Origin of the sequence: Amycolatopsis sacchari (genome assembly GCF_900114035.1) — a bacterium.
GTDB lineage: Bacteria > Actinomycetota > Actinomycetes > Mycobacteriales > Pseudonocardiaceae > Amycolatopsis_E > Amycolatopsis_E sacchari.
Window position 1 is genome coordinate 1 of the sequence record NZ_FORP01000005.1, and the last position, 26,543, is coordinate 26,543.

A 26,543-nucleotide genomic window follows, 5' to 3' on the forward strand; every position below is an offset into this window, starting at 1 on the left:
AGGCGGGCAGGGCGAGCCGGCCGGCGATCTGGACCGGGCCCAGCCGCTGCCGCCACCGCAGTCGCACGATCTGCCGCACCAGTGCGGGCGAGGTTGTGGCCGGGCTGTGGTGCGGGCGGCAGCTGCGCTCGGCCATCCCGGCGGCGCCTTCGCGCCGGTAGCGGTCGGCCCACTTGGCCGCGGTTTTCGCGGCGACCATGAACATCTTCGCCGCTGCGGTGCAGGTCCAGCCCTGTTCGACAATCAGCTGGGCAAGTCGGAGCCGGGTGCGTGGGGTCAGGGTGGCGTTAGGGTGGGACACGAAGGCCTCCAGTCGGTGAAGCGGTTCCTCGACAGCTCCACTTCACATCCGGAGGCCTTCACCTGTCTGCACGACAGGCCGTCACCAGTCACCCCAACCCGGGACAACGTCCCTGCACATCACACCTAGGACACGCTCAGGCCGCTGACCGGCGCCCGGCGGGGCGGCGCCGGAGAGCGGTCTCGAGCAACGCCGGGGGCCGGTACTCCTGGTCGAGCGCGGTGACGTCGGTGCCAGGCGGGACGATCTCGTCGATCCGGTCCATCACCTCGTCGGACAGTTCGACGTCGGCCCCGGCCAGGAGGTCGTCGAGGTGCGCCATGGTGCGCGGGCCGAGGAGCGCGGCGGTGACGCCCGGGTGGGCGATCGCGAACGCCATCGCCAGGTGGGTCATGGGCAGGCCCGCCTCCCGCGCGAGCGGGACGAGTCGTTCGACGACGTCGATCCGGCGTTCGTCGGAGAGGTGACGGGAGAACCCGGCGCGCTTGAGGTCGTTGCCACCGCCCTTGCGCACCCGGCCGGTCAGCATGCCCTGGGCGAAGGGGCCCCACACCAGGACGCCCATGCCGTACTCCTGCGCGAGCGGCAGGACCTCCCGTTCGATGCCGCGGTTCAGGACCGAGTACGGCGGTTGCTCGGTGCGGAACCGCTGCAGCCCGGCGCGTTCGGCGGCCCACTGGGCCTGGACGATCAGGGACGCGGGCGTCGTCGAGGAACCGATCGCGCGCACCTTGCCCGCCCTGACGAGGTCGGTCAGCACGGACAGGGTCTCCTCCAGGTCGGTGTCCGGGTCGGGGCGCTGGAGCTGGTAGATGTCGATGTGGTCGGTGCCGAGCCTGCGCAGCGAGTTCTCGACGGCGGTGGTGATCCAGCGGCGCGAGCCGCCCTGCCGGTTGGGCCCGGCGCCCATCGGCATGCCGACCTTGGTGGCCAGTACCACCTCGTCGCGGCGGTCCTTCAGCGCCTTTCCGACGATGTCCTCGGAGTCGCCGTAGCGGTCGGCGGTGTCGATGAGGTTGATCCCGGCGTCGATCGCCTTGTGGATGATCCGGATCGACTCGTCCGGTTCGTTGCCCATCTGGCTCGCGAACATCAACGTGCCGAGCCCGTAGGGGCTGACCTCGATCCCGGTCCGCCCGAGCTTGCGGTACTCCATCGACGTGCTCCTCCGATGCGGCGGGCGGATCCCGCCGGTCCGCACCCACCTTCCGCGAGCCCCCGGGGAACCAGCCAGTACCCGCCGCAACCGGTGGATCCGGAGTACCACGACGGGCCGCGGTCGACCGCCGATACTGGGCAGATGACCGGAACCACGGATCTCGGCAGGGCCTTGCACGCTTGGCGGGACCGCACGAAGCCGGCCGAGGTCGGCCTGCCGGACGGCGGGCACCGGCGTGCGCCAGGGCTGCGGCGTGAGGAGCTCGCCCAGCTCGCCGGCCTGTCCGTCGACTACATCGTGCGGCTCGAGCAGGGCAGGTCGACCAAGCCGTCGCCCCAGGTGCTGTCCACGCTGGCCCGCGCGTTGCGGCTGACGACGGCCGAGCGTGAGCACCTGTTCGTGCTCGCCGGTCAGGCGGTGCCCGGCCCCGGGCACGTGTCCGACCACGTGCCCGCGGGCGTCCAGCGCCTGCTGGACCGGCTGACGAGCACACCGCTGAGCGTGTACGACGCCGCGTGGAACCTCATCACGTGGAACCCGCTGTGGGCCGCGCTGTTCGGAAACCCGCCCACACCACACGACTTCCGGAGCAACGCGGTGTGGTGGTCCTTCGTCGAACCCCCTGCCGGATACCCCCAGGCGGTGAGCCGCGAGCCGGGACACCGCGCGGCCTTCGTGTCCGACCTGCGAGCGGCGGCGGCCCGCTACCCGAAGGACGCCGGCCTGGCCGCACTGATCGCCGAGCTCCGGACCCGCAGCGACGACTTCGCGGCGCTGTGGGACTCCGGCGTGGTGGGCGTGCACGAGCCCCTGACCAAGACGGTCCGGCACGCCACCATCGGCGAGATCACCCTCGACTGCGACATCCTCGCGGCACTCGGGACCGACCTGCGGATCATGGCCTTCACCGCGGCGGAGGGCAGTGAGACCGCCGAGCGGCTGCGGCTGCTGGAGGTCATCGGCGTCCAGGCGCTGACGGCAGCCGGAACGGACACCTGAAAATGCGTGCTACCGCCGGATGACCTCGGCGATCGCGTCGAGGCCGCGGTCCAGGTCCGCCTCGCTGATCACCAGCGGCGGGGCGATGCGGAGGGTGTTGCCGTGCGTTTCCTTGCACAGCACGCCCTTCGCGGCCAGCGCCTCCGACGCCTCGCGGCCGGACAGCCCGCCGGGCGTCAGGTCGACGCCCGCCCACAGGCCGCGTGCGCGCACCTCCGCCACGCCCTGCCCGATCAGTGCCGTCAGCCGCTCGCGCAGGTGCTCGCCCAGCCGCGTGGAGCGTTCCTGGAACTCGCCCGTCGACAGCAGCCGGATCACCGCCCGGCCGACCGCGCACGCGAGCGGGTTCCCGCCGAACGTCGAGCCGTGCTCGCCCGGCTTCAGCACACCGAGCACGTCCCGCCGCCCGACCACCGCCGACAGCGGCATGATCCCGCCGCCGAGCGCCTTGCCCAGCGTGTACAGGTCCGCGCGCACGCCCTCGTGGTCCAGCGCCAGCAGTTTCCCGGTGCGCGCCAGCCCCGACTGGATCTCGTCGGCGATCAGCAGCACCCCGGCCTCGTCGCACAGCCGCCGCGCCTCCGCGAGGTAGCCGGCGGGCGGTACGACCACACCGGCCTCGCCCTGCACCGGCTCCAGCAGCACGGCCGCCGTGCGCTCGGTGATCGCGTCCCGCAGCGCGGCCGCGTCGCCGTACTTCACCACCACGAACCCCGGCGTGAACGGCCCGAAGTGCGAGCGCGCCGTCTCGTCGGTGGAGAACGACACGATCGTCGTGGTGCGGCCGTGGAAGTTGGACCCGGCGACGACGATTTCCGCCGTGCCGTCCGGAATCCCCTTGACCTCGTAGGCCCACTTCCGCGCGACCTTCAGCGCCGACTCGACGGCCTCCGCGCCCGAGTTCATCGGCAGCACCATGTCCGTGCCGGTCAGCTCGGCCAGCTCGCGGCAGAACAGGCCCAGCTGGTCGTGGTGGAAGGCGCGGGAGGTGAGCGTGACCCGGCCCAGCTGCTCGGCCGCGGCGGCGACCAGCGCCGGGTGCCGGTGGCCGAAGTTCAGCGCCGAGTAGCCCGACAGGAAGTCCAGGTACCGCCTGCCTTCGACGTCGGTGACCCACGCGCCCTCGGCTTCGGCGATGACCACCGGGAGCGGGTGGTAGTTGTGCGTGCTCCAGCGTTCGTCGAGTGCGATGAAGTCGGCCGAGGTCGTCATGCTCACAGGTTAGAGCCGGAAAACGCAATGATCAGGAGCACTTCGTTGCGCAGTTCGGGGTCGTGACGGCCGATCGTTGTGCCGCGGGTGGACTCGCCAACATACCGGCCGGTCTGGAAGAGTGCGGGCGTGACCGATGAACACTCCTTCCTCCGATTGCAGGCCCGCACGCAGCGCTTCACCCTCGGCACGCCCCGCGAGTTCCGCGTCGCGCCGGACGGCACGCGGTTGCTGTTCCTGCGGGCGGAATCGGGCGTGGACCGGCGCAACAGCCTGTGGGAGCTGGACCTGGCCGACGGCACCGAGACGAAGGTCGTCGACGCCGCACGCCTGCTGCCCGGCGAGGAGGACCTGCCGCCGGAGGAGCGCGCCCGGCGCGAGCGCAGCCGCGAGAGCGCGGGCGGCGTGGTCGGCTACGCCACGGACGCCGGGCTGCGGCTGGCCGCGTTCTCCTTGTCCGGCAAGCTCTACACCGTCGACCTCGCGACACGGGAGGTCACCGAGCTGGTCAGCAGCGCCGTGGTCGACCCGCGGCCGAACCCCACGGGGACGCACGTGGCGTACGTGCGGGACCGGCGGCTGCGCGTGATCGAGCGCGCGACCGGGCAGGACCGGATGCTGGTCGACGAGGACGGCGAGGACATCGCCTGGGGGCTCGCGGAGTTCATCGCGGGCGAGGAGCTGGGCCGCGCGCGCGGCTACTGGTGGTCGCCCGACGGGGCGAGCCTGCTCGTCGAGCGCAGCGACCGCGCGGGCGTGCCGCGGTGGAACATCGCCGACCCGGCGAACCCGCAGAACCCGGTGAACACCGTCGCCTACCCCGCGGCGGGGGAACGCAACGTCGACGTGTCGCTGGCGTTCGTGGGCCTGGACGGCACGCGCGTGGACGTCGAACGCGGCGACTGGGAGTACCTCGTCGCGGTGCACTGGTCGGCGGGCGGGCCGCCGCTGCTGGCCGTGCAGAGCCGGGACCAGCGGACGTTCCAGATCCTCGCCGCCGACCCGGAAACCGGCGCGACGAAGCTGCTGCACACCGAGACCGATCCGCAGTGGGTCGAGATCGTGCCCGGGGTGCCGGCGTGGACGGCCGACGGCAGGCTGGTGCGCGTGAGCGCCGCCGACGGCAGTTACCGGCTGATCGTCGACGGCACGCCCGTCACCGGGCCGGAGCTGCAGGTGCGTTCGGTGCTCGACGTCGGCGAGGAGGTGCTGTTCAGCGCCTCCGACGAAGACCCGACGCAGATCCACGTCTACCGCACGGGACCCGGCGGCGTGACCCGTGTGTCCACTTCGGACGGTGTGCACGTCGGCGCTGGTACGGCTTCGCTGACCGTGTTGTCGTCGTGGAGCCTCGAACACAGCGGGCCGCGCGTGTCCGTGGTGCGGGACGGCGAGACGGTCGCGCAGGTGCGGTCGTACCCCGAAGACCCGGGCCTGGTCCCGGAACCCCGCTGGCTGACCGTGGGTGAGCGGGGGTTGCGGGCGGCGCTGCTGCTGCCCGCCGGGCACGAGCCCGGGGTGAAGCTGCCGGTGCTGCTCGACCCGTACGGTGGGCCGCACGCGCAGCGCGTGCTGCAGAGCCGGAACGCGTTCCTGACCTCGCAGTGGTTGGCGGACCAGGGTTTCGCGGTGCTCGTCACGGACGGCCGCGGGACGCCGGGGCGCGGTCCGGCGTGGGAGAAGGAGATCGCGGGCAAGCTCGCGGACGTGACGCTCGCCGACCAGGTGGACGCGTTGCACGCGGTCGCCGCCGAGCACCCGGAACTCGACCTGGAGCGGGTGGCGATCCGCGGTTGGTCCTACGGCGGGTACCTGTCGGCACTGGCGGTGCTGCGGCGGCCTGACGTGTTCCGCGCCGCGGTCGCGGGCGCGCCGGTGACGGACTGGTCGCTGTACGACACCCACTACACCGAGCGCTACCTCGGCAAACCGCAGGACGATCCGGAGACGTACGAACGGAACTCGCTGATCGCCGACGCGCCGGGGCTGAGCCGGTCGCTGCTGATCGTGCACGGGCTGGCCGACGACAACGTGTTCGTCGCGCACGCGCTGCGGTTGTCGTCGGCGTTGCTGGCGGCGGGGCGGGAGCACGTGTTCCTGCCGCTGGTGGGCGCGACGCACATGACGCCGCAGGCGGAGGAGGTCGCGGAGAACCTGATGCGCGTGCAGGTCGAGTGGATCAAGAAGGAGCTGAGCCGGTGAAGCGCTGGGGAATCACGATCCCGCTGACGGGGGTGCCGCTGACGGCGCACCGCGAGCTGATCGAGCGGCTGCCCGACCTCGGGTACACCGACGCGTGGTCGGCGGAAACGGCGGGTACGGACGCGTTTTCGCCGCTGCTCCTGGCTTCCCAGTGGGCGCCGTCGCTGCGGCTGGGGACGGCGATCGCCCCGGTGTACACGCGGGGGCCGGGGCTGCTGGCGATGAGCGCGGCGACGCTGGCGGAGGTGGCGCCGGAGCGGTTCGTGCTGGGCATCGGGACGTCCTCGCCGGTGATCGTGTCGCAGTGGAACGCGGGGGAGTTCACGAAGCCCTACCAGCGGACGCGGGACACGTTGCGCTTCCTGCGTTCGGCGCTGGCGGGGGAGAAGGTCAGCGAGGAGTACGAGACGTTCTCGGTGCGCCGGTTCAAACTGGAGCGCGTGCCGTCCGTGCCGCCGCGGATCATGCTCGCCGCGCTGCGCCCGGGGATGCTGAAGCTGGCGGCGAACGAGGCCGACGGGGCGATCACGAACTGGCTCGCGCCCGGTGACGTGCCGAAGGTGCGGGCGGAGATCGGGCCGGACGTGGAGCTGGTGGCGCGGATCTTCGTGTGCCCGACGGAGGACGTCGAGGCGGCGCGGGCGCTGGGGCGGATGCTGATCAGCAGTTACCTGACCGTGCCGGTGTACGCGGCCTTCCACGAGTGGCTCGGCCGGGGCGAGGCGCTGCGGAAGATGCACGAGCTGTGGGCGGCGGGCGACCGCAAGGGCGCGAACGCCGCCATCCCGGACGAGGTCGTGGACGATCTTGTGGTGCACGGCAGCCCCGCCGCGTGCGTGGAGCGCTTGGAGTCCTATGTGGACGCCGGGCTGGACACCCCGGTGATCGGGTTGTTGCCCACTGGAGGGGATCCGCTGGAGCAGGTGGTGGCGCTCGCGCCCCGGTGACGAGGGTTGAGGGGGCCGGGCTTTTCGGGTGGGGTTGGCCGGGGCGGTGGCGTTGGCCCGATGGCGGGTCGGCGGCGAGCCGGGCGGCGGCAGGCCTGGCGATCCGTGGGGTGTGCCGGGCGCGCGGGTTCGCCGGGTCCGTGGGTTCGCGGGGTCTGTGGGTTCGCGGGGTCTGTGGGTTCGCGGGGTCTGTGGGTTCGCGGGGTCCGTGGGTTCGCGGGGTCCGTGGGTTCGCCGGGCGCGCGGGTTCGCCGGGTCCGTGGGTTCGCCGGGCGCGCGGGTTCGCCGGGCGCGCGGGTTCGCCGGGTCCGCGGGTTCGCCGGGTCCGCGGGTTCGCCGGGTCCGCGGGTTCGCCGGGTCTGTGGCTTCGCGGGGTCCGTGGCTTCGCCTCGCCTGCGTAGTTTGTCCGTTGTATCCTGTTTCCGGCCCGTCCGCTGCTCGTTTGCCCTGGCGCGTGTAGCGGCCGCATGTCCCGCAGTGCCGCCGCCACCGCGTGCCCGCCCCCGCCCGTTGGTGCCGTCGCGTCTCCGGCCGCCGCTCCGCCATCCCCGGTCGCCGCGGCTCCCGGCTGCCCGCCTCCCCGTCCCCACCTCCTCCTGCAAGCGCTTTCCCGCGCCGGAACCGCTCCTCCCGTGGGCACTTTTGTGGGAAAGTGCCCCGGGGGACTGCCCGCGGGACCACCGTGTCCGTATGGTGGCTTAGCGTAGGCATACCTAAGGAGTGATGCAGTGGTCGATTCCACCGCGCTCGCGGGCGGGCGGCAGGGGCATGAGCGGCTCGCGGAGCTGGTTCCGGTGGTGTTGCGGGGCTTGGCGGCAGGCACGGCGGAGCGCGCCGCGCCCGGGCCCGCCGGGGGACCGGCCGCCGTGGCGGCGAGCGTGGCGGCACTCGAACCGCTCGTCCCCGAGCGGGGCGTCGGCGCAGAGAAAGCGCTTTCCGAACTCGCCACCCTCCTCGCGGCGGGCTCGGTCGACCCGGCGGACCCGTGGTGCGCCGCGCACCTGCACTGCCCGCCCCTCGCGGTCGGCGTCGCCGCTGACATCGCCGCCGGGGCGCTCAACCCGTCCATGGACTCCTGGGACCAGGCGCCCGTCGCGAGCGAACTGGAGCGCGCCTTCCTCACCGCGATCGCGCGCCTGTGCTACCCCGCCGAACCCGCGCCCGACGCCGTCGTCACCACCGGCGGCACCGAATCGAACCTCCTCGGTCTGCTGCTGGCACGGGAAAAGCACCAAAACGTCCGCCCCGTCTGCGGTCGCAACGCCCACCACAGCGTCGCCCGTGCCGCGTGGTTGCTCGGCCTGCCCGCACCGGTCGTCGTCGGGTGCGAGGGCGAGCGCATGTCCGCCGAAGCGCTCGGCGAAGTGCTGCGCACGACCGGCCCCGCGGTCGTCGTCGCCACCGCGGGCACCACCGACACCGGCGACATCGACCCCCTGCGCGAAATCGCCCGCGTGTGCCGCGAGCACGGCGCCCGGCTGCACGTCGACGCCTCCTACGGCGGCCTCGCCCTGTGCAGCACCCGCCTGCGGCCCCTGCTCGACGGGCTCGCCGAAGCCGACTCCGTCGCGCTCGACCTGCACAAGTTCGGCTGGCAGCCCATCGCCTCCGGGCTGTTCGCCGTCCGCGACGCCGCCGACCTCGCCGCGCTGAACGTCCAGGCCGAGTACCTCAACGCCGACGACGACACCGAAGCCGGCCTGCCCGACCTCCTCGGCCGCTCGATCCGCACCTCCCGCCGCCCCGACGCGTTCCGCATGGCCGTCACGATGCGCGCGCTCGGCCTCCACGGCATGGGCGAGCTGATCGAACGCTGCTGCGCCACGGCTCGCGAGGTCGCCGATGCGATCCGCCGGCACCCCGGGCTCGAACTCCGCGGTGAGCCCACGCTGTCCACCGTGTTGTTCCGCCCGGTTTCCGGCGACGTCGCCGAAGTCCGCCGCGCGCTGCTGGAATCCGGCACCGCGATCATCGGCCGCGCCACCCTGCCGCCGGGCGAGGTGTGGCTCAAGCTCACGCTCCTCCACCCGCACGCCACCGCCGCCGACTACCAGGGCCTGCTGGACACCGTCGCCGCCACCGCACGCGCCGGGGCGGCGATCGCCTCGTGACGCTCGACCTCGCCGGGGTCGGGATCGGCCCGTTCAACCTGTCGCTCGCCGCGCTCGCCGACCCGGTACCAGGCCTGCGCACCGGATTTTTCGAGCGCCGCAAGGAGTTCCGCTGGCACCCCGGCCTGCTCATCGAGGGCGCGACGATCCAGGTGCCGTTCCTCGCCGACCTGGTCACCCTCGTCGACCCGACCAGCCCACTGTCCTTTTTGAACTATCTGCGTGAGCACGACCGGCTGTTCCCGTTCTACTTCGCGGAAAAGTTCCACCTGGCTCGCGTGGAGTACGACGACTACTGCCGCTGGGCAGGGCATCGGCTGCCTTCCTGCCGGTTCGGCGTGGAGATCACTGGGATCGACACCACGGAAAGCGCTTTCCGGCTCGACACCACCGACGGCGAACCGATTACGGCGCGGAACGTCGTCCTCGGTGTCGGGACCGAACCGCTCGTGCCAAAACCGTTGCGCCCCTTGCTGTCCGACGCTGTGCTGCACGCCGCCGACTACCTCGCCGAGCGGGAACGGCTGCTCGCCGCCCCAGAAGTGACGGTCGTGGGCGCCGGCCAGTCGGGTGCGGAGGTGTTCCTCGACCTGCTGCGCCACCGGCCACGCCCCGGCGGCCTGCGCTGGATCGCGCGCACAGCGTCGTTCGCGCCGATGGAGTACTCGAAACTCGGGCTGGAGCAGTTCACGCCGGACTACACGACGTTCTTCCACGGCCTCGACGAGCCGGTGCGTGACCGGCTGCTGCCCGCGCAATGGCAGCTGTACAAGGGGATCGACAGCGAGACCATCGCCGAGATCGCCGACGAGCTGTACCGGCGGAGCATCGGCGGTGGCTGGCCGGACGTCGTGCTGACCCCCGGCGTCGAGGTCGTCGAGGCGCATCGGGAAGGCGACCGAGTCGCACTCGGCCTGCGCCACGTCCAGCAGGGCACCACGGCCGTCTGGCACACCGACGCGGTCGTGGCCGCCACCGGCTACACCGAAACCCCGCTCGACCGCCTCCTCGGCCCGCTCGCCGACCGGCTCGTCACCGACGGGCGCGGCCGCCCCGTGGTGGAGCGGGATTTCCGCCTGCGGCTGGAAGGCGTGCCGGGCTCGGTGTACGTGCAGAACGCCGAACGCCACACGCACGGCGTGGGTGCGCCGGACCTCGGCCTCGCGGCGTACCGCGCGGCGTCCATCGTCAACTCGGTCTGCGGCCGCGAGGTGTACCGCCTGCCCTCGCGGACCGCGTTCACCACCTTCGGGTTGCCCAGTCAGGAGACGGAATGACCGGCGAAGCACAGGCCTGGCGGCAGGCCGGCGCGCTCATCGTGCACAAGATGCTCGGCGAACTGTCCTACGAGGGCCTGTTCCGGCCCGAGCGGACCGACGACGGTTGGCGGCTTTCGCTGCCGGACGATGTGAGGTACGAGTTCCGGGCGCGGCAGGGCGCTTTCGAGTCATGGGCCGTCGTCCCCGGCAGTGCGATCCGTCGTGTGGGACAGCAGGACCCGGTGCCCGCCGACGATCCCCGCACGCTCGTCGTCGACGCGCGCTCAGCGCTCGGCCTGTCCGGGCTGCGGCTGGCCGACGTCCTCGCCGAGCTGACCTCCACCGTCGCGAACGAGGCGGCCCGCCTGCGCCGTGCGCCCACCGCCGCAGAACTGTCCACGATGGACTACAACCTGGCGGACGGGCACCTCACCGGTCATCCGCGGTTGGTGCTCAACAAGGGACGCGTCGGTTTCTCGAGGCGGGACCGCGAGCGGTACGCGCCGGAGTCCGGAGTGGACGTCCGGCTGCGGTGGTTCGCGGTGCACCGCGACCACGCCCAGTTCCGGTCCGTCGAGGAGCTCGACGAGGAAACCCTGCTGCGGGAGGAACTCGGGGAGGAGCTGCTGGCGGATTTCCGGGACAAGGCCGGGCCGGAGTACGTGCTCGTGCCGGTGCACCCCTGGCAGGCCGACGAAATCCTGGGCACCCTCTACGCCGCCGAGCTGGCCACGGGCGTGGTGCTCGACCTCGGCGAGAGCCGGGACCATTACCGTCCACATCAGACAGTGCGGACACTCGCGAACCTCAGCAGGCCGGACCGGCACGACGTCAAGACGGCCGTGTCGGTGCGCAACACGCTGGTGTACCGGGGTCTGGCCTCCGCGGCGACGCTCGCCGGGCCCGCCGTGACCGCGTGGCTGAAGCAGGTGGACGCGGCGGATCCGTTGCTGTCCAAGGAGTACCGCTTCGAGCTGCTCGGCGAGGTGGCGAGCGTGTCGGTGCGGCACCCGCTGTTCGGCGCGCTGGAGGAGCTGCCCTACCGGTTCCACGAGACGCTGGGCGCGCTGTGGCGGGAGCCGCTCGTCGCGCGGCTGGCGGAAGGCGAGCGCGCGCTGTCGTTCGCCGCGCTGCCCTACCGCGACCAGACGGGCCGCGCGGTGCTCACCGAGCTCGTCGAGCGCAGCGGGCTCGGCGCGGAACGGTGGTGCGCCAAGCTGTTCGACCTGCTGCTCACCCCGTTGCTGCAGTGGCTGCTGCGGTACGGCGTCGGGTTCTGCCCGCACGGCCAGAACCTGATCCTGATCACCGACGAGGCCGGGCGGCCGCTGCGCGTGGCGATCAAGGACTTCGCGCAGGGCGTGGACCTGCTCGACGAGGACCTCGACTGCTACCGGCTGCTCGCGCCCGAGGCGGCGGCGGAGATGCTGCGCTGGCCCGCGCACCTGCTCGCGCAGTCGCTGTTCAGCTCGGTGTTCTCCGGGCAGCTGCGGTTCTGGGCGGAGATCGCGGCCGACGACCTCGGGCTGCCGCGGCCGCGGTTCTGGTCGCTCGTGCGGGAGGTCGTGGCGCGTTACCGCGAGGAGAACCCTGATGTGGCGGAGCGGTTCGACGCGTGCCGCGTGTTCGCGCCGGATGTGGAACGCGTCACGCTCAACCGCGAACACCTGGCGGGACAGGGTTTCGACAAGGTCGAGCGGGACGACGAGTTCGACGTGCGCTGGGGCCGCGTGCCGAACCCGTTGCACGCGCCCGATCCCGGCGGTGCGTGGTGAGCGCGCTGCCGCCGGACGCCTCCCGTGTGCTGCTGCTCGTGCCGGATCCCCACGCGCGGTTCGCGGCCGTCGAACTGTCCCGGGAGTTCGTCGAGGAGGAGGTGCTGACCGGCGGGTACGGCCTGTGCACCTACGTCTTCGCGTGGACGCCCGAGCGCGAGCCGGTCGAGTCGCTGTCGCGCTACCTCGGCGGCTACGGGGATCTGCGCATGCGGCCGGACCTCGGCACGGTCACGCCGGTGGAGGAAGGCGTCTACGCCGTGGTGTGCGACGTGGAGTGGCCCGACGGCGAGCCGGTGCGCGTGGCACCACGACAGGTGCTGCGCGACGAGCTGGACGCGCTGGAAGCATTGGGTTTCGTGCCGTCGGTGGGCATCGAGCACGAGGTCACGTTCTCCGACGCGGACGGGCCCTTGACCCCGCACGGCGTGGACTACGCGGTCGGCGGCACCGAGCGGCTGCGGCCGCTGCTGCGGGACCTGCGGGCGAGGCTGGCGCCGCTGCGCGTGGAGTCGGCGCGCGGGGAGTGCCACCCAGGCCAGTACGAAATCGTCCTGCGCCACCGGAAAGCGCTTTCGGCGTGCGACGACGCGATGCTGCAGCAACTCCTCGTGCGGACCACCGCGGCCGAGCACGGCGTGACGGCGAGCTACCTCGCCGCGCCCGAGACCGGTCAGGGCAACTCGTGCCACGTGCACCTCTCGCTGTCCCCGCCCGCGCTGGAACCGTTCCTGGCGGGGGTGCTGCGGGAGGCGCGGGCGCTCACGGCGATCTGGGCACCCACGTGGAACAGCTACGTGCGGCTGCGCACCGGCCCGTTCTCCCCGCGCTCGCTGCGCTGGGGCACCGACGACCGGACGGCCGCCGTGCGGATCGCGGGCAGCGGCGCCTCGCGGCGGCTGGAGTTCCGCTTCGCCGGGGCCGACGCCCAGCCGCACCTGGTCGTGGCCGCGTTGCTCGCGGCGGGCCGCGCGGGGATCGAGGAGAACCTCGCGCCCCCGCCGGAGGGCGAGGAGGTCGGCACGCTGTGCGCGACGCCGTGGGAGGCGCTGGCCGCGCTCTCCGGGACGAAGGTGCTGGGCGGGGAACTCGTGGAGCAGCAGAGCGCCCTGCTCCAGGCCGAGATCGACGCGGGGTGTGACGCCGTCACCGACTGGCAGCGGCGGCGGGGAGCACTTCGGGCGTGAGCTCCGAACGTGGCCGCGCCCGCAGCTCCTTGATCGAGAACGCCAGCAGCAGCGCGACGCCGACCAGCGGGTACGTCGCCGCCGACAGCTGCTGCGGCCAGTCCCAGTGGACGTGCACGACGGGGAAGTCGGTGTCGGGCAGGTCGTGGAACGGCGCCCAGTAGAACAACACCGCCGTGAGCACGGCCCAGCCGAACCACGCGGCCGCGAGCCACGAGCGCGACACCGCGCGGCGCACGCCGTGCGCCAGCACGACGAGCAGCGCGGGCGCGACCCACACGTAGTAGTGCGACCACGACGTGGGCGACACCAGCAGCGCCAGTCCCGCGTTCGCCGTCAGCGCCAGCGCGGGGGCGGCCTGCCGCATCGCGAGCGCCACCACGACGACGAGCGCCGCGATCACCGCGATCCACACCACTTTTTCGACGGCCTCGGGCATCCCGGTGCGCACCAGCGCGGCCTCGATCGTCTGGTTGGTCTTGAACGCCGTACCGCTCACGCCGCCGCCGGACAGTCCACCTTGGAACCAGTACTCGACGGAGGCGTGGAAGTCGGTGACGAACCCGATGGCCGCGGCCACCGCGAACGTGATCCCGGCGCGGGCGGCCGAGCGGTAGTCCTTGCGCATCAGGAAGAACAGGACGAACGCGGCGGGGGTGAGCTTGACCGCGGCCGCCAGCCCGATGCCGAAACCCCGTGGCCACAGCGTCTTCCCGGCGAGACAGTCGACTGTGACGAGCGCCATCATGATCAGGCTCACCTGGCCGAACTGGTAGGTCTGGCTCACCGGTTCCAGGAACACCGTCAGCGGCAGCGCGACGCACGTCACGAGGAACCCGCCGAACCGGCCCAGCGGCGGCCACACGACGCGGGAAACCAGGTACAGCGTCACCCCGAGGCACAGCGTGCTGACCACGTACAGCGTGACCACGGCCGCGTCCCACGGCAGCAGCACCAGCGGGCTGAGGATGAGCACCGCGAACGGCGGGTACACGAACGGCAGCTCCGCCCCGTTCGCGACGGGCGGCAGCGTGCCGTACAGGTCGTGCCCGTCCCACCAGGCTTGTACGCCGTACCGGTAGACCTCGAGGTCGATCTGCGGGCGCGTCGGCATCGCCGTGAACATCCCGCGGAAGGCGAAGAACAGCCACACGGCGCACAGCACGGGAACGATCCACAGGTGTTTGCGCATCGCCGTCAACGATAGGCGGGGCTCAGTTCGCGGGAGCCGCCGGGACCGCGTCGAGGACGGTGAAGATCTGGTCGAGGCCGGTGAGCTTCAACGGGTTCAGCACGGCCCGCCCGGTGGCGACGAGGCGGAGTTCCTGGCCGGCCTTGTGGCAGTCGCTCGCGGTCTCCACGAGCACGGCGAGCCCGGCGGAGTCGAGGAACTCCACGCGGTCGAGGTCGAGCACGAGGGTGGGCGACGGCGGTTCGTCCGCCGCGTGCGCCGCGGCGATGCCCTCCTGCAGCCGCGGGCTCGACCCCGCGTCCACCTCGCCGCTGACCGAGACCACGAGCCGGCCCCGGCCGCGCGTCCACTCGACCGTGAGACTCACTGTCACTCCTGTTTCCCCAGTAGCTGATCGCCTCGATCACTGTATCCAGTGGCCGCCGCGTGAAACTCGGGTGCCGGGGAACCCCTGCCGTCGTGAAGACCGTGCTGACACTGGACCAGCTGGTGGACCTCTTCCAGGCCGAGTCGGGGCAGGACCTCTACGTCCGCTGGTCGAAGGGACCCGAAGCCGACATGTCGTCCGGTGGTCCGGGGCCGCAGGCCAGCCGGGACGCCCTCACCGGCATGGCGCTGCCCGGCCTGTCCGCGAGCCCGCTCAAGGTGGAGCCGTGGTGGGACGACCGGCCGCTGCGGCTGTGGCTCGCCCGCCGCATCTACGACTACCGCCACCTGCGTGAACTGCGGGGGCCCGGCGTGCGGCCGTGGGTGTTCCAGGGCACCGAGACCGCGCGCGGGCCGGACAACGAGCCGCTCGTGGTGTGCGACCGGCCACTGGCGTGGCTGACCGACGACGTCCTGCACGAGGCCCAGGAACTGGTGGACGAGCAGGGTTCGCGGGAGTGGGGGCCGATGGACCGCAGCAACGCCACGTGAGTTTGGCCCCGGAGCCGCGTGGTAGCCCGCAGCCGAGACGAGGAAGGAGCACGGCATGGCGCAGAACCAGCGTTCCTCGGCCGACGAAGCACTCGAGGAGTCCCGGAAGAAGATCGAAGAGGCCAAGGACGCCGCGGCCGCGGCGATGGGCGAGCGGCCCAGCGAGCAGGCGTCCCGCTCGGGAGTCCCCGACCAGGACCAGCCCGCCGACGAAGCCGGTGGCTTCTCGCCTTCCTGACCTGCGGTTTCACCCGCACCGGGCAGCACCTCCGCGGGCGGCGGAGGTGCTCCCGCCCACCCCCACGGGTGCGGGCTCGACGACGGTGAGCACCCGGTCGAGGCCGGTGATGCGCAGCGGCCGGCGCACGGCCTGGTTCGCGCACACCACCTCCATGCGCTGTCCGTCCTCCGCGCACGCCGAATGGGCCTCGGCGAGGACGGCGAGCCCGGACGAGTCGAGGAAGTCGACGAGCGACAGGTCCACCCGCACGGACCGGATGCCCGTTCCGGTGCGGGCGGCCGCGATCGCGTCCCGCAGCCGCGGCGCCGTCGCCATGTCGATCTCCCCGGCGACGGTGAGTTCCACCCGGTCACGCCGCCGTGCCCACTCCACGTCCAGACCACTGTCCACCGTGGACCTCCCGTCAGGCGCGTTCGGTGTCCGTGATCGTGATCCGGCGCGGCTGCGCCTGCTGCGCGAGCGGGATGCGCACGGTCAGCACGCCGGCTTCGTAGGTGGCCGAGATCCGGTCCGTGTCGAGGCCGTCGCCGAGGAAGACCTGGCGGGAGAACACGCCCAGCGGCCGCTCGGTGACCAGCGTCCGCACGTCGTCCCCGGTGACGGGCGGGCGGCGCTCGGCCTTGACGGTGAGCGTCGTGCGCTCGACGTCCAGCTCGATCGCGTCGGGGGACAGGCCGGGGAGGTCGAAGGAGAGCACGAACTCGGTGGCCGTGCGGTGGGCGTCCATCGGCATCGGCGCGGGGCGCGACCACGTGCCGCTGGGGGCGTGCACCTGCCAGACGACCCGGTCGAACTCGCGGAACGGGTCCGTGCGCATCACCATGACTACCTCCTCCGGGGATTCACGACTCTGGTGTCAACGCGCAACCCTGGTTTAGCATGTCGTCCAAACGATGACAAGAATGGGGTCGTCGGAAGGATGACGCATGGTGGACGGGTACGACGCGGCGCTCGCGCAGCTTCGCGAACTGGGCACTCCGGCGCCGCTGCCGGCCGCAGCCGAGGCGATGGCGCTGGTGCACGCCGCGGTCGGCACGTCCACGGGCCCGCGGGAGCTGCTCGCCGCGCTGGTCGTGCTGCGGGGCCTGCGTGACGAGCTGGCGGCCTGGGAACCCCGGCTGATCGGGGCGGCCCGCGAGCAGGGCGTGAGCTGGGCGCGACTCGCCCCGGCGCTGGGCGTGACCAGCAGGCAGGCCGCCGAACGCCGCTACCTGCGGTTGCGGCCCTCGGGGTCCGGCGAGCACCGCACCGGCGAGCAGCGGGTCGAGGCGGAACGCAGCAGGCGGGCGGGTGATCGCGCGGTCGCGGAGTGGGCGCGGCGCAACTCCGGCCCGTTGCGCCAGCTGGCCGGGCAGATCGGGGCGCTGGAGGGGCTCGACGAGCAGGCGCAGGACCGCGTGCAGGAGGCGCTCGCCGACGACGACGCCGCGAACCTGCTGTCCCCGCTGGCGGCGGCGCGTGCCGCGCTCGAAGGCAGGCACAGCGCGCTCGCCGAGCAGGTGCGGTCGATCACCGAGCGGGCGCAGCAGGTGCGCCGGAGCACGCAGGAGCAGCGTTCGTCCGGCTCGTGCTGAGCAGGCCGTCGCGCGCGGTGCGAGTATGGGCCCGTGGATGTGCGGAGCAGGAACAACGTCGTCGTCACGGGTGAGTCCGGCGGGCCGGTGCTCCTGCTCGCCCACGGCTTCGGCTGTGACCAGAACCTCTGGCGGCTGGTCGTGCCGGCGCTGGCGCGGCGGTTCCGGGTGGTGCTGTTCGACCACGTCGGCTCCGGCCGGGCGGACCCGGCGGCTTGGGACGCGCGGCGGTATTCGTCGCTGGACGGGTACGCCGAGGACGTCGTGACCCTGTGCCGGGAGCTGGACCTGCGGGACGTGGTGTTCGTCGGGCACTCGGTGTCGGCGATGATCGGCGTGCTGGCCACGATCGCCGCGCCGGAGCGCTTCGCGAAGCTGGTCCTGCTCACACCTTCACCGTCCTATTTGGACGACGAAGGCTACCGCGGTGGGTTCAGCAGGGCCGACATCGAGGAGCTGCTCGACTCGCTGGACAGCAACTACCTCGGGTGGTCGGCCACGATGGCGCCGGTGATCATGGGCAACCCGGACCGGCCGGAGCTGGCCGAGGAGCTCACGAACTCCTTCTGCCGCACCGACCCCGCGATGGCGAAGGTGTTCGCGCGGACGACCTTCCTGTCCGACAACCGGGACGACCTGCCGAAGGTGCCCGTGCCGTCGCTGGTGATCGAGTGCGCGCACGACACCCTCGCGCCGCGGGAGGTCGGCGCGTACGTGCGGGACCGCATCCCGGACTGCCGGCTGGTCACCCTCGACGCCATCGGGCACTGCCCCCAGCTGAGCGCCCCCGGGCCGACCGCGGAGGCGATCGCGGAGTTCGCGGCGAACGGGAGCTGAATGGAGCTTCCCGAGGACAGCGCTGAGGAACTGTACGAGCAGGCGCCGTGCGGGTACCTGTCCACGCTGCCGGACGGGCGCATCACGAAGATCAACGCGCGGTTGCTGGGCTGGCTCGGGTACCGGCGCGAGGAGGTCGTCGGGCGGCTGCGGTTCGCCGACCTGCTCACCGTCGGCGGAAAGCTGTACCACGAAACGCATTTCGCGCCGCTGCTGCGGATGCAGGGCGAGCTGGGCGGTGTGGCGCTGGACCTGGTGGCGGTCGACGGGACGCGGCTGCCGGTGCTGGTGACCTCGACCGTGAAGACCGGTCAGGACGGCACGCCCGTGCTGATCCGCACCACGCTGTTCGACGCCAGGGACCGCCGTGCGTACGAGCGCGAGCTGCTGCGGGCCCGGCAGGACGCCGACCGCGAGCGCGACCGCGCGCAACGGCTCGCGGCGACGCTGCAGCGCAGCCTGCTGCCGCCGAGCCTGACCGCGCCACCGGGCATGCAGGTCGCGGCGCACTACCAGCCCGAGTCGGCGGACCGCATCGGTGGCGACTTCTACGACCTGTTCCCGCTCGCCGGCGGCCGGTGGGGGTTCTTCCTCGGCGACGTGTGCGGCAAGGGGGCCGAGGCGGCCGTGCTCACCTCGCTGATCCGGTACACGCTGCGCGCGGCCGCGGTCCAGGACCCGCATCCCGAAACAGTTCTGTCTACTTTGGACGCCGCGCTGCAGCGTGAGTACAGCGGTGGGCCCCGGTTCTGCACGGTGGTCTTCGGCGTGCTCGTGCCGGGGGAGGCGGGGTGCGGGGTCGCGCTGGCGAGCGGCGGCCACCCGCCCGCGCTGCTGCTGCGTGCCGACGGGACGCTCGGCGTGCTGCACACCCCCGGCGGCCAGCTCGTGGGCGTGCTGCCGAAGGCGACGTTCACGTCCACCACGGCACACCTCGCGCCCGGCGACACGCTGCTGCTCTACAGCGACGGCCTGTTCGAGGCGCGCAGCGGCGGCGGCCGCTATGGCGAGGAGGCGCTGCACGCGTTCACCGCAGGTCTCGCCCCCGCGACGGCGTCCACGCTGGTCGAAGCGCTCACCCGGCTGGTCACCACCTTCGGCGACGGCCTGGACGACGATGTCGCCCTGCTGGCGATCGGTGTGCCGCCGAGGTAGGTAACTCCCCCCGCCACCGGACACCCCGGGTCCCTCCGGACCTCACCCGCCGGGAGTACCTCCCACCCGTACCGACGCGGCGGCGCGGGGTCACGAAACCCGTTGGCAGTTGGCGATTTCCACGCCGACCAGTGGTCTGCGGCAGAAGGGGCGCGGTCCCGAACCTGTCGGCGTTCCGGGATTTTGACCCGCGCGGGTGGACATCTCCTCCGGCGAGTCAGATTTCGCTCCGATCACCTGTTAGAGGGGCGCGTGCCGATGTGGGGCCACCCTGGTTCCGCACGGCCGCGGAGAGAATCGGAGCACATCGATGCGAAAAGGCAGGATCGGCGCCGTCGCGGCCATCGCGGTCGGGGTCGTCTTCCTGGGCGCGCTGCCCGCCTCCGCCGCTCCCGGCGAAGGATCGGCCTACGGCGCGGAGGCCGGGGTGACGCTCCTCGGCCAGGCGTCCGTCCAAACCGGACGGCTCGCCCCGAGCGACTCCACCGGGACGACGGACGCCACGGCGGTCGGCATCGCCGTGCCGGGCATCCTCGACAGCGGCACGGTCGGCACCTCCGCCGTGCGCGACGACGCGGGAGTGGTCGCCGCGCGGGCGAGCACCGAGGACCTGTCCGTGGGTGTGCTGGGGCTCCTCGGCACGATCCGCGCGGACGCGGTCACCGCGCAGTGCCAGGGCACGGCGGACGGGGTGACCGGCTCCGCCCAGCTCGCCGGGCTCGACCTCGGCAACCTCGGCACCGTCGGGGCGGACGCGGCCCCGAACACCGTGGTCCCGGTCCGGGCGCTCGGGATCACCGTCGCGACGATCACGCTGAACGAGCAGATCAAGGGTGCCGACGACACGCTGACCGTGAACGCCCTGCACGTGAAGCTGCTCGGTGGCGTGCTCGGCTCGCTCGGCACCGGGGACGTGGTCGTGTCCTCGGCCACCTGCGGCCTCGGCGCGGCGCCGGTGCCGCTCGCCTCGGGTGCCGGCCTGTGGGCCGGGCTCGCCCTGCTCGGCGTGGCCGCGGTGCCGGCGGGGATCCGCGTCGCCCGCCGTCGCGGCGTGCTGTCCCGCACGGCCTGAGCACCGTCCGGCAACCCGCGGCCGCCGTCGCCGGCGACCGCGGGTCCGGGCTCCCGCTAGCGTGGGCCCGTGCAGACTTCCGCTTACGGTTCCTGGGCCACTCCGATCACCGCCGACCTCGTCGTCGCCGGGGCAGTGCGGGTGCTGGGCGCCCACGCGGACGGCGACGCCGTCGTGTGGGCCGAGCGGCGCCCCGGCGAGGGCGGCCGCACCCAGCTCGTCCGCCGCGACGCCGATGGCACGTGCACGGACCTGCTGCCCGAAGGCCACAACGCCCGCACCGCGGTGCACGAGTACGGCGGCGGCGACTGGTGGGTCCGCGACGGGGTCCTGTGGTACGCCAACTGGGAGGATCAGCGGCTGTACCGGCTGGCCGACGGCGAACCCGTGCCGCTGACGCCGGAACCGGAGCGCCCGAGGGCCGACCGGTTCGCAGACGGCGACGTGCACGGGGACGTCCTCGTCGCGGTGCGCGAGCGGCACACCGGCGACGAGGTGCGCAACGAGGTCGTGCGGCTGGCGGCGCACCGGCCCGCAGAACCTGAGGTGCTGGTGAGCGGGCCGGATTTCGTGGCCGCGCCCCGGTTTTCGCCCGATGGCGGCGCGCTGGCGTGGGTGTCGTGGCAGCACCCGTCGATGCCCTGGGACGACACGGTGCTCACGGTGCGGGACCTGCGCTCGGGTGAGGACACGGTCGTCGCGGGCGGGCCGGGGGAGTCCGTGGCCGAGCCCCGCTGGACGCCGGACGGGCGCCTGTACTTCCTGTCCGACCGCACGGGCTGGTGGAACCTGTACCGCTGGTCACCCGGTGGCGAGGTCGAACCCGTCGTGGTGCTGGACGCCGAGATCGGCATGCCGGCCTGGCAGCTGGGCAGCGCCCGCTACGTCCCGCTGCCCGACGGGCGGATCGTGTTCGCCCGCTGGTCCGGCGGCTACGACGGGCTGGCCGTCGCCGAGCCCGGCGGTCCCGTAACCGACTTCGGCCTGCCGTTCTCGGCGATCGACTCGGTCCGCCCCGACGGCGACGGGGTGCTCGTCGTCGCAGGCACACCCACCGAGGAGCCCGGCGTGCACCGCGTGTCGGCCACCGGCGAGGTGCAGACCCTGCGCGCACCACGGGACCCCGGTTTCGACCCGGCCTACGTCTCGGTGCCGGAGCCGATCTCGTTCCCGTCCGGCGACCGGGTCGCGCACGGCTTGTTCTACGCGCCGGCGAACCCGGAGTTCACCGCGCCGGAGGGGGAACGGCCGCCGCTGCTCGTGGTGATCCACGGCGGCCCGACCGCGCAGGCCGTCCCCGTGCTGTCGCTGGGCGTGCAGTACTGGACCAGCCGCGGGTTCGCCGTGGTGGACGTGAACTACGGCGGGTCCTCCGGGTTCGGCCGGGCGTACCGGGAGCAGCTGCGGGACGCGTGGGGCGTGGTCGACGTCGACGACTGCCTCGCGGCGGCCGCCCACCTCGCCGGGCAGGGCCGCGTCGACGGCCGGAAACTGCTGATCCGCGGCGGTTCCGCGGGCGGCTTCACGACGCTGGCCGCGCTCGCCCGCGAGGACACGCCGTTCGCCGCGGGCACCGACCTCTTCGGCGTGGCGGACCTGGAGGTGCTGGCCCGTGATACGCACAAGTTCGAAAGCCGCTACCTCGATCGGCTCATCGGCCCGTACCCGGCGGCCCGCGACGTCTACGTGGAGCGCTCGCCGATCTCGCACGTGGACTCGTTCCGGCGCCCACTGCTGGTGTTGCAGGGCGCCGAGGACCAGGTGGTGCCGCCCAACCAGTCCGAGCTGATCGTCGAAGCGTTGCGCGCCAGGGACGTGCCGGTGGCGTACGTGCTGTTCGAGGGGGAGCAGCACGGGTTCCGGCGGGCGGAGAACATCCGGCGGGCGCTGCGGGCGGAGCTGGACTTCTACAGCCAGATCCTCGGTTTTCCCTTGCCCCCAGGGGAAGGCGGGGAGATCACGTTGTCCGGCGGAACCCGTCAGGAGCCTCTACGCTGACCCGGTGACTTCTGCGCGGGCGGGTGCGGTCGGCGAACTGGTGGCGGGCCGGTACCGGCTGCTGGCCGAGCTCGGGTGCGGGGCGATGGGCTCGGTGTGGCGGGCGTTCGACGAGCGCCTGCAGCGCAAGGTGGCCGTGAAGCAGGTCGTGCCGGCCGACCACGGGAGCGCCGACGAGATCAGGGAACGCGTGCTGCGCGAGGGCCGGATCGCCGCGCGCCTGCAGCACCCGCACGCCGTGGCGGTGTTCGACGTGGTGGAGGACGACGGCACCCCGGTGCTGGTCATGGAGTACCTCCAGGCGCGGAACCTCGCGGAGGTGCTCGCCGAGCGCGGGCGGCTGCCGGTGCCGGAGGCCGCGCAGATCGGCGCGGAGATCGCCGAAGCGCTCGCCGCCGCGCACGTGGCCGGCATCGTGCACCGCGACGTGAAGCCGGGCAACGTCCTGCTGTCCGAGGAAGGCGCGAAGCTCACGGACTTCGGCATCGCCCACGCCGTGGGGGACGCGACGATCACCGCGGCGGGGGTCGTCGCGGGCACGCCCACGTACCTGGCGCCGGAGACCGTGCACGGCAAACGCCCGGCGCCCGGTTCGGACGTGTTCTCCCTCGGCGCGACGCTGTACAACGCCGTCGAAGGCGTTCCGCCGTTCGGCCGGGATCCGGAAAACCCTTACGCCGTCCTGTTCCGCATCGCCGCGGGGGAGCTGCGGCCGCCGGAGCTGGCCGGCCCGCTGTCCCCGGTGCTGACCGCGATGCTCGCCCCCGAGCCGGCGGACCGGCCGACCGCGGACGAGGCGGCGACCCTGCTGCGGGTGATCGCGGACGGGCAGTCCCTGCCGGAACCGGCGCCGCGCCGCCGGTGGCTGCTCGCGACGGTCGCGGGTGGCCTCGCGGCGGCGGCACTGCTGGCGTACCTCGTGGTGGACGCCCCGCCCGCCGGAACAGCGAGCCCGGCCGCGCCGCCACCACCGGTCGTCGCGCCCGTGCTCACCGCCGCCGACCGCGAGCGCGCGGTCTCCGACTACTACGCGCTGCTCCCGGCCCGCGCGGGCGAGGCGTGGGGACGGTTGACGGCGCAGCGCCGCGGCGAGGGGCAGGACGGCTACCGGCAGTACTGGGCGCAGGTCGCGAGCCTGACCGTGGTGTCGCCACCGCGAGCGGACGGCGAGGCGGTGACCGTGGGGCTGGAGCTGCTGCTCGCCGACGGCACCCGCGTGCACGAGGTGCACCACGTCGAACTCCAGGGGCTGCTGCTTGGAGCGGACACGCTGGTCACGAGCGAGCGCACCGCGCCCGCGCCACCGCCACCCCCGCCGCCCTCACCGGTACCGGCACCGCCGCCTGTCGTGGTGACCGAGGTGCGGGCGCCGGCGGTGCCGGTGGGGCCCGACGTGGCGCACGGGAAGAGGCTCGGGCACGCCAAGAAGCCGTAGTTTGAGCCGCTGAACAGCGGGAACAGGCTGGGCATGGCTTTCGATGTACGGGCGGGCGGACGGACCGCGGTCATCACCGGGGCGTCCTCGGGGATCGGTGCCGAGTACGCGCGCAGGCTGGCCGGCCTGGGCTGGAACCTCACGCTCGTGGCGCGGCGCGCGCAACGGCTGGACGCGCTCGAGGCCGGGCTGCGCGAGTCGGCGGGCGTCGCGGTAGAGACGTTGACCGCCGATCTCGCCGAACCCGGCGACCTCGCCCGCGTCGCCGAGCGGGTGGCAGCGGATGACGTCGGGCTGCTGGTCAACAACGCCGGGATCAACGGCTACGGCCCCTTCGACGAGGTCGATCCCGGGTTGCTGCAACGGGTCCTGACGATCAACGTGACCGCGCCGACCGTGCTCGCGCGGGCCGCCTTGCCCGGTTTGCTGGCGCGTGGCGGGGCGATCGTCAACGTGGCGTCCCTGCTCGCGTTCGCCGGTGCCGTGCCGCCGGACCCACTGCCGCACCGCGCGACGTACGCGGGGACGAAGGGCTACCTGGTGACCTTCACGCGCACGCTGGCGGCGGAGCTCGGACCGGACTCGCCGGTGGCGGTCCAGGTCGTGTGCCCCGGTCTCACCGCGACGGAGTTCCACTTCACGGCGGGCCTGGAGCCGGTCGCCGCCGAGGAGGAGCAGCGTGGCGAGCACGGCATGCCCGCCGAGGACGTGGTGCTGGCGTCGGTGTCCGCGCTGGACAGCGGCGAGGTCGTCTGCGTTCCCGGGCTCGACGACCCCGCCGCGCTGGCGGCGTGGGCGGCGGCCGAGGCGGGCGTCCGGTCCGCCTCGACGGCCACCAAGGCCGCGCCCCGCTACCGCGGCGCCTGAAGGTCCAGGAACACCCAGCGGGCGTCCGGGGCGAGGCCGGCCAGCCACTTGCCGCAGTTCTGCAGCACGACCGGCCCCGACGTGACGTGCTGCGTGCCCGCGTGCAGGTCGCGGAAGAAGCGTTGCAGGTCACCGCGGCGCAGAGCCGCCGTGCCCGCCCACTTGTACGCGGTCAGGCCGACCTCGTGCACCGACCACGTGGCGTTGTTCAGCATCAGCCGCGTCAGGGTTTCCTGTTCCGTCGACAGCAGCTCACCCGCGTCCAGCGTCGCCTCGTTGTCCGCCCACACCTCCATCGCCCACGCGGCCGCCGCCCGCAGCTTCGCCTCCGCCTTGGCGTACTCGGCGTAGAACTGGCCGGTGTCGACCGTCGCGCCCGGGGTGCCGGTCTTCTTGGCCACCAGCGCCTTCAGCTCGTCCAGCATCCGGCGGCCGACACCCAGCGCCCAGCCCGTGTGGCAGATGCCCGCCATGTTCGCCAGCCCCACGCGGTAGATCGCCCCGCCGTGCTTCGCGTCCATTGTGGACGTCTCGAACACGTGGCTGTCCGGCACGAACAGGTCCTCGCACACGTAGTCGATGCTGTTCGTGGCCCGCAGGCCCATCACGTCCCAGTTGTCGACGAGCGTGGCCTGCTCCTTGGGGAACGTGAACACCAGCGCCTGGCCCGTCTCCTCGCAGAAGGCGGCGGTGTGGATGTGCGTGGCCATCGAGATCCCCGACGCGAACGACCACTGGCCGCTGATCCGGTACCCGCCGTCGGCCCGCACCGCCTTGCCCATCCGCGTGCCCTGCCCCGCCATGCGCGCGTACCGGCCGCCGGGCACGTCGGGGTAGAGGTCGGCGACGCCGTCCGGCCCGAGGTAGGCCGCCGTGGTGCCCGTGACCATCTGCAGCGCCATGTACGCCCAGCCCGCGGACGCGTCCGCGTAGGTGACCTTGGCGATGGTCTCGATCACCTGCCGCGGCGAGAACTCGTACCCGCCCAGCTCGCGCGGGATGCCCACCTTGAACGCGCCGGTCTCCTGCAGTGCCTGCGCCACCTCGTCGGTGAGCCTGCCCAGCTCCTCGCCCTTCTCGGCGTTGTCCTTCAGCAGCGGGGTGATCTCGTCGAGCCGGGCGATCAGCCCGTCGAACTCGTCACTGACGTGCAGCTCACTCATGCGGCCTCCCTCTTGGAAATCCACTCGATGACGGGTTTGACGGCTTCGTCGGAGTTGGTCTCGAAGACGAGCCCGTGGCCGTTGCCGGTGATGCCGTGGTCGGGCAGGTGCAGCCGCTCGGCGTGCGCACCCGCGGTGGTGAGGAACTCGACCATCTCCTGGGCGAACCCGGCGAAGGCGGACGCGCCACCGGTGACGACCACGACGGGTTTGCCCGCCAGCGCGGGGATCCGCCTGCCGGGCACCTCCTCCGGGGTTGCGGCGGGCGGGTCGTAGGTGATCTCCGCGCTGGTCAGGCCCCACGTGAGCGGGCCCATCCCGGGGAAGTCCACGAACGGCGGCCCCATCGGCTCGATCGCCGCGATCGCCACGACGAGGTCCGGCCGCGCGTCGGTGGCCAGCCAGCCGACCGGGCCACCCGCGGAGTGCGTGACGAGCACGGCGGGACCGGTGCGGTCCAGCAGGCGGGCCAGCCGGTCGGCGTCCAGGCGCTGCGACAGCGCGAGGTCGGCGGGCAGCGGTCCCATCGCCGCTGTCAGCTGGTCGTAGTCCCACGTCGTGTTCTCCGAGGCGAACAGGTTTTCCACCGCCTCGTAAGGGATCTGCGCGCCCATCGGGCCGATGACGTCGGGGTGGTACGGCGAGCGGCCGTGCCCGCAGCGGTCCACGACGTACACGGCGAAGCCCGCTTCGACGAAGCGCGTGGCCCAGCCGGGACGTCCGTCCGGGGTGCCCGTCCAGTCGGTGCGCTGTCCGCCACCGCCGTGCACGAGCACGAGCGGGTACGGGTGGGTGACCTCCAGCGGTGCTTCCCAGCTCACGAACATCGGGCCGCGCTGCACCGTGCCCTGCGGGGCCTCGACCCGCTCGCCCGGTACCCAGAACTGACCTCGCCGCACGGTGATCTCGTGACCGCCGGTCTCGTGGGGTGCGGCCATG

25 protein-coding genes are annotated in these 26,543 nt (G+C 72.9%); 16 read left to right on the forward strand and 9 right to left on the reverse strand.

Translation table 11 applies throughout. The annotated features are described in order from the left end of the window. Together BMZ92_RS10350 and BMZ92_RS10355 are read right to left on the reverse strand one after the other, a co-directional pair. Nucleotides 1-301, reverse strand: a 301-nt coding sequence (locus BMZ92_RS10350) for a leucine zipper domain-containing protein (RefSeq protein ID WP_143249840.1), incomplete at its 3' end; no start/stop codon positions are given. A gap of 136 nt (nt 302-437) precedes the next feature. Further along, nucleotides 438-1,457 carry an aldo/keto reductase gene (locus BMZ92_RS10355; protein WP_091505660.1) on the reverse strand — a complete coding sequence of 340 codons (1,020 nt, stop codon included), beginning with the start codon at nt 1,455-1,457 and terminating at the stop codon, nt 438-440. A gap of 144 nt (nt 1,458-1,601) precedes the next feature. On the opposite strand from BMZ92_RS10355, the gene BMZ92_RS10360 reads away from it, so the two are divergent. Next, on the forward strand, nt 1,602-2,459 hold the full coding sequence (locus BMZ92_RS10360; protein ID WP_091505662.1) for a helix-turn-helix domain-containing protein: 858 nt from the start codon (nt 1,602-1,604) through the stop codon (nt 2,457-2,459). A 9-nt stretch (nt 2,460-2,468) separates the two neighbouring features. Here the strand turns inward: BMZ92_RS10360 and rocD are convergent, their stop codons facing one another. Beyond that, complete coding sequence (gene rocD, locus BMZ92_RS10365) at nt 2,469-3,671, reverse strand: ornithine--oxo-acid transaminase (protein WP_091506174.1); 1,203 nt, start codon at nt 3,669-3,671, stop codon at nt 2,469-2,471. 129 nt (nt 3,672-3,800) lie between these two features. Here rocD and BMZ92_RS10370 point away from each other — a divergent pair, with 129 nt between their 5' ends. The 6 genes from BMZ92_RS10370 to BMZ92_RS10395 all read left to right on the forward strand — a co-directional run bounded on the left by BMZ92_RS10370 (nt 3,801) and on the right by BMZ92_RS10395 (nt 13,152). Further along, a complete protein-coding gene (locus BMZ92_RS10370; RefSeq protein ID WP_091505664.1) occupies nt 3,801-5,873 on the forward strand; it encodes a S9 family peptidase in 2,073 nt (690 codons plus the stop codon). Continuing rightward, nucleotides 5,870-6,820, forward strand: coding sequence for an LLM class F420-dependent oxidoreductase (locus BMZ92_RS10375; protein WP_091505666.1), 951 nt, complete (start codon nt 5,870-5,872; stop codon nt 6,818-6,820). Before BMZ92_RS10370 ends, BMZ92_RS10375 begins: the two co-directional genes overlap by 4 nt. A gap of 728 nt (nt 6,821-7,548) precedes the next feature. Next, the gene (locus tag BMZ92_RS10380; RefSeq protein WP_091505667.1) at nt 7,549-8,931 is read left to right on the forward strand and encodes a pyridoxal phosphate-dependent decarboxylase family protein; all 1,383 of its coding nucleotides are present in this window, start codon (nt 7,549-7,551) and stop codon (nt 8,929-8,931) included. Next, nucleotides 8,928-10,208 carry a lysine N(6)-hydroxylase/L-ornithine N(5)-oxygenase family protein gene (locus BMZ92_RS10385; RefSeq protein ID WP_091505669.1) on the forward strand — a complete coding sequence of 427 codons (1,281 nt, stop codon included), beginning with the start codon at nt 8,928-8,930 and terminating at the stop codon, nt 10,206-10,208. Before BMZ92_RS10380 ends, BMZ92_RS10385 begins: the two co-directional genes overlap by 4 nt. Continuing rightward, nucleotides 10,205-11,965, forward strand: coding sequence for an IucA/IucC family protein (locus tag BMZ92_RS10390; RefSeq protein ID WP_091505671.1), 1,761 nt, complete (start codon nt 10,205-10,207; stop codon nt 11,963-11,965). The genes BMZ92_RS10385 and BMZ92_RS10390 overlap by 4 nt, the downstream gene beginning before the upstream one ends. Beyond that, the gene (locus tag BMZ92_RS10395) at nt 11,962-13,152 is read left to right on the forward strand and encodes a glutamine synthetase (RefSeq protein WP_245782989.1); all 1,191 of its coding nucleotides are present in this window, start codon (nt 11,962-11,964) and stop codon (nt 13,150-13,152) included. Before BMZ92_RS10390 ends, BMZ92_RS10395 begins: the two co-directional genes overlap by 4 nt. Here the strand turns inward: BMZ92_RS10395 and BMZ92_RS10400 are convergent. Together BMZ92_RS10400 and BMZ92_RS10405 are read right to left on the reverse strand one after the other, a co-directional pair. Next, nucleotides 13,112-14,344, reverse strand: coding sequence for a glycosyltransferase 87 family protein (locus tag BMZ92_RS10400; RefSeq protein ID WP_091505672.1), 1,233 nt, complete (start codon nt 14,342-14,344; stop codon nt 13,112-13,114). The genes BMZ92_RS10395 and BMZ92_RS10400 overlap by 41 nt on opposite strands. A gap of 22 nt (nt 14,345-14,366) precedes the next feature. After that, entirely contained in the window at nt 14,367-14,711 is a 345-nt protein-coding gene (locus BMZ92_RS10405; protein WP_091505674.1) for an STAS domain-containing protein, read from the reverse strand. Between the two features lie 92 nt (nt 14,712-14,803). Between BMZ92_RS10405 and BMZ92_RS10410 the strand changes: the two genes are divergently transcribed. Together BMZ92_RS10410 and BMZ92_RS10415 are read left to right on the forward strand one after the other, a co-directional pair. Next, a complete protein-coding gene (locus BMZ92_RS10410; RefSeq protein ID WP_091505675.1) occupies nt 14,804-15,262 on the forward strand; it encodes a DUF6098 family protein in 459 nt (152 codons plus the stop codon). A gap of 55 nt (nt 15,263-15,317) precedes the next feature. Further along, nucleotides 15,318-15,500 (forward strand): hypothetical protein, encoded by a 183-nt coding sequence (locus tag BMZ92_RS10415; RefSeq protein WP_091505677.1) that lies wholly within the window; start codon nt 15,318-15,320, stop codon nt 15,498-15,500. Between the two features lie 9 nt (nt 15,501-15,509). Here the strand turns inward: BMZ92_RS10415 and BMZ92_RS10420 are convergent, their stop codons facing one another. Both BMZ92_RS10420 and BMZ92_RS10425 read right to left on the reverse strand, forming a co-directional pair. Then, the gene (locus BMZ92_RS10420) at nt 15,510-15,893 is read right to left on the reverse strand and encodes an STAS domain-containing protein (RefSeq protein WP_091505679.1); all 384 of its coding nucleotides are present in this window, start codon (nt 15,891-15,893) and stop codon (nt 15,510-15,512) included. A 13-nt stretch (nt 15,894-15,906) separates the two neighbouring features. Continuing rightward, nucleotides 15,907-16,326 (reverse strand): Hsp20/alpha crystallin family protein, encoded by a 420-nt coding sequence (locus BMZ92_RS10425; protein WP_091505681.1) that lies wholly within the window; start codon nt 16,324-16,326, stop codon nt 15,907-15,909. A 184-nt stretch (nt 16,327-16,510) separates the two neighbouring features. Here BMZ92_RS10425 and BMZ92_RS10430 point away from each other — a divergent pair, with 184 nt between their 5' ends. The 7 genes from BMZ92_RS10430 (at nt 16,511) to BMZ92_RS10460 (ending at nt 24,441) form a co-directional block, all read left to right on the forward strand. Continuing rightward, nucleotides 16,511-17,077, forward strand: a complete 567-nt coding sequence (locus BMZ92_RS10430; RefSeq protein WP_218153445.1) for an HSP18 transcriptional regulator — start codon at nt 16,511-16,513, stop codon at nt 17,075-17,077. Between the two features lie 33 nt (nt 17,078-17,110). Beyond that, nucleotides 17,111-17,914: an alpha/beta fold hydrolase gene (locus BMZ92_RS10435; RefSeq protein ID WP_091505682.1), complete on the forward strand. Its 804-nt coding sequence runs from the start codon at nt 17,111-17,113 to the stop codon at nt 17,912-17,914. Then, on the forward strand, nt 17,915-19,069 hold the full coding sequence (locus BMZ92_RS10440; RefSeq protein WP_091505684.1) for a PP2C family protein-serine/threonine phosphatase: 1,155 nt from the start codon (nt 17,915-17,917) through the stop codon (nt 19,067-19,069). It begins immediately after the preceding gene. A 310-nt stretch (nt 19,070-19,379) separates the two neighbouring features. Continuing rightward, complete coding sequence (locus BMZ92_RS10445) at nt 19,380-20,141, forward strand: choice-of-anchor protein CoaP (protein ID WP_091505685.1); 762 nt, start codon at nt 19,380-19,382, stop codon at nt 20,139-20,141. A gap of 69 nt (nt 20,142-20,210) precedes the next feature. Beyond that, a complete protein-coding gene (locus tag BMZ92_RS10450) occupies nt 20,211-22,139 on the forward strand; it encodes a S9 family peptidase (protein ID WP_091505687.1) in 1,929 nt (642 codons plus the stop codon). 4 nt (nt 22,140-22,143) lie between these two features. Beyond that, entirely contained in the window at nt 22,144-23,574 is a 1,431-nt protein-coding gene (locus tag BMZ92_RS10455; protein WP_091505689.1) for a serine/threonine-protein kinase, read from the forward strand. A 33-nt stretch (nt 23,575-23,607) separates the two neighbouring features. Beyond that, entirely contained in the window at nt 23,608-24,441 is an 834-nt protein-coding gene (locus BMZ92_RS10460; RefSeq protein ID WP_091505690.1) for an SDR family NAD(P)-dependent oxidoreductase, read from the forward strand. On the opposite strand, the gene BMZ92_RS10465 is transcribed toward BMZ92_RS10460, so the two are convergent. Together BMZ92_RS10465 and BMZ92_RS10470 are read right to left on the reverse strand one after the other, a co-directional pair. Beyond that, nucleotides 24,426-25,604: an acyl-CoA dehydrogenase family protein gene (locus tag BMZ92_RS10465; protein WP_091505692.1), complete on the reverse strand. Its 1,179-nt coding sequence runs from the start codon at nt 25,602-25,604 to the stop codon at nt 24,426-24,428. The two genes, BMZ92_RS10460 and BMZ92_RS10465, sit on opposite strands and share 16 nt — an antisense overlap. Continuing rightward, nucleotides 25,601-26,542 carry an alpha/beta fold hydrolase gene (locus BMZ92_RS10470; RefSeq protein WP_091505693.1) on the reverse strand — a complete coding sequence of 314 codons (942 nt, stop codon included), beginning with the start codon at nt 26,540-26,542 and terminating at the stop codon, nt 25,601-25,603. Before BMZ92_RS10470 ends, BMZ92_RS10465 begins: the two co-directional genes overlap by 4 nt. Nucleotide 26,543: the final 1 nt, after the last annotated feature.

Coding starts and splice junctions, on each gene's coding strand:
- BMZ92_RS10355 (WP_091505660.1), bottom strand. CDS start 1,457: ATGGAGTACCGCAAGCTCGGGCGGACCGGGATCGAGGTCAGCCCCTAC.
- BMZ92_RS10360 (WP_091505662.1), top strand. CDS start 1,602: ATGACCGGAACCACGGATCTCGGCAGGGCCTTGCACGCTTGGCGGGAC.
- rocD (WP_091506174.1), bottom strand. CDS start 3,671: ATGACGACCTCGGCCGACTTCATCGCACTCGACGAACGCTGGAGCACG.
- BMZ92_RS10390 (WP_091505671.1), top strand. CDS start 10,205: ATGACCGGCGAAGCACAGGCCTGGCGGCAGGCCGGCGCGCTCATCGTG.
- BMZ92_RS10400 (WP_091505672.1), bottom strand. CDS start 14,344: ATGCGCAAACACCTGTGGATCGTTCCCGTGCTGTGCGCCGTGTGGCTG.
- BMZ92_RS10415 (WP_091505677.1), top strand. CDS start 15,318: ATGGCGCAGAACCAGCGTTCCTCGGCCGACGAAGCACTCGAGGAGTCC.
- BMZ92_RS10425 (WP_091505681.1), bottom strand. CDS start 16,326: ATGGTGATGCGCACGGACCCGTTCCGCGAGTTCGACCGGGTCGTCTGG.
- BMZ92_RS10430 (WP_218153445.1), top strand. CDS start 16,511: ATGGCGCTGGTGCACGCCGCGGTCGGCACGTCCACGGGCCCGCGGGAG.
- BMZ92_RS10440 (WP_091505684.1), top strand. CDS start 17,915: ATGGAGCTTCCCGAGGACAGCGCTGAGGAACTGTACGAGCAGGCGCCG.
- BMZ92_RS10445 (WP_091505685.1), top strand. CDS start 19,380: ATGCGAAAAGGCAGGATCGGCGCCGTCGCGGCCATCGCGGTCGGGGTC.
- BMZ92_RS10460 (WP_091505690.1), top strand. CDS start 23,608: ATGGCTTTCGATGTACGGGCGGGCGGACGGACCGCGGTCATCACCGGG.
- BMZ92_RS10465 (WP_091505692.1), bottom strand. CDS start 25,604: ATGAGTGAGCTGCACGTCAGTGACGAGTTCGACGGGCTGATCGCCCGG.
- BMZ92_RS10470 (WP_091505693.1), bottom strand. CDS start 26,542: ATGGCCGCACCCCACGAGACCGGCGGTCACGAGATCACCGTGCGGCGA.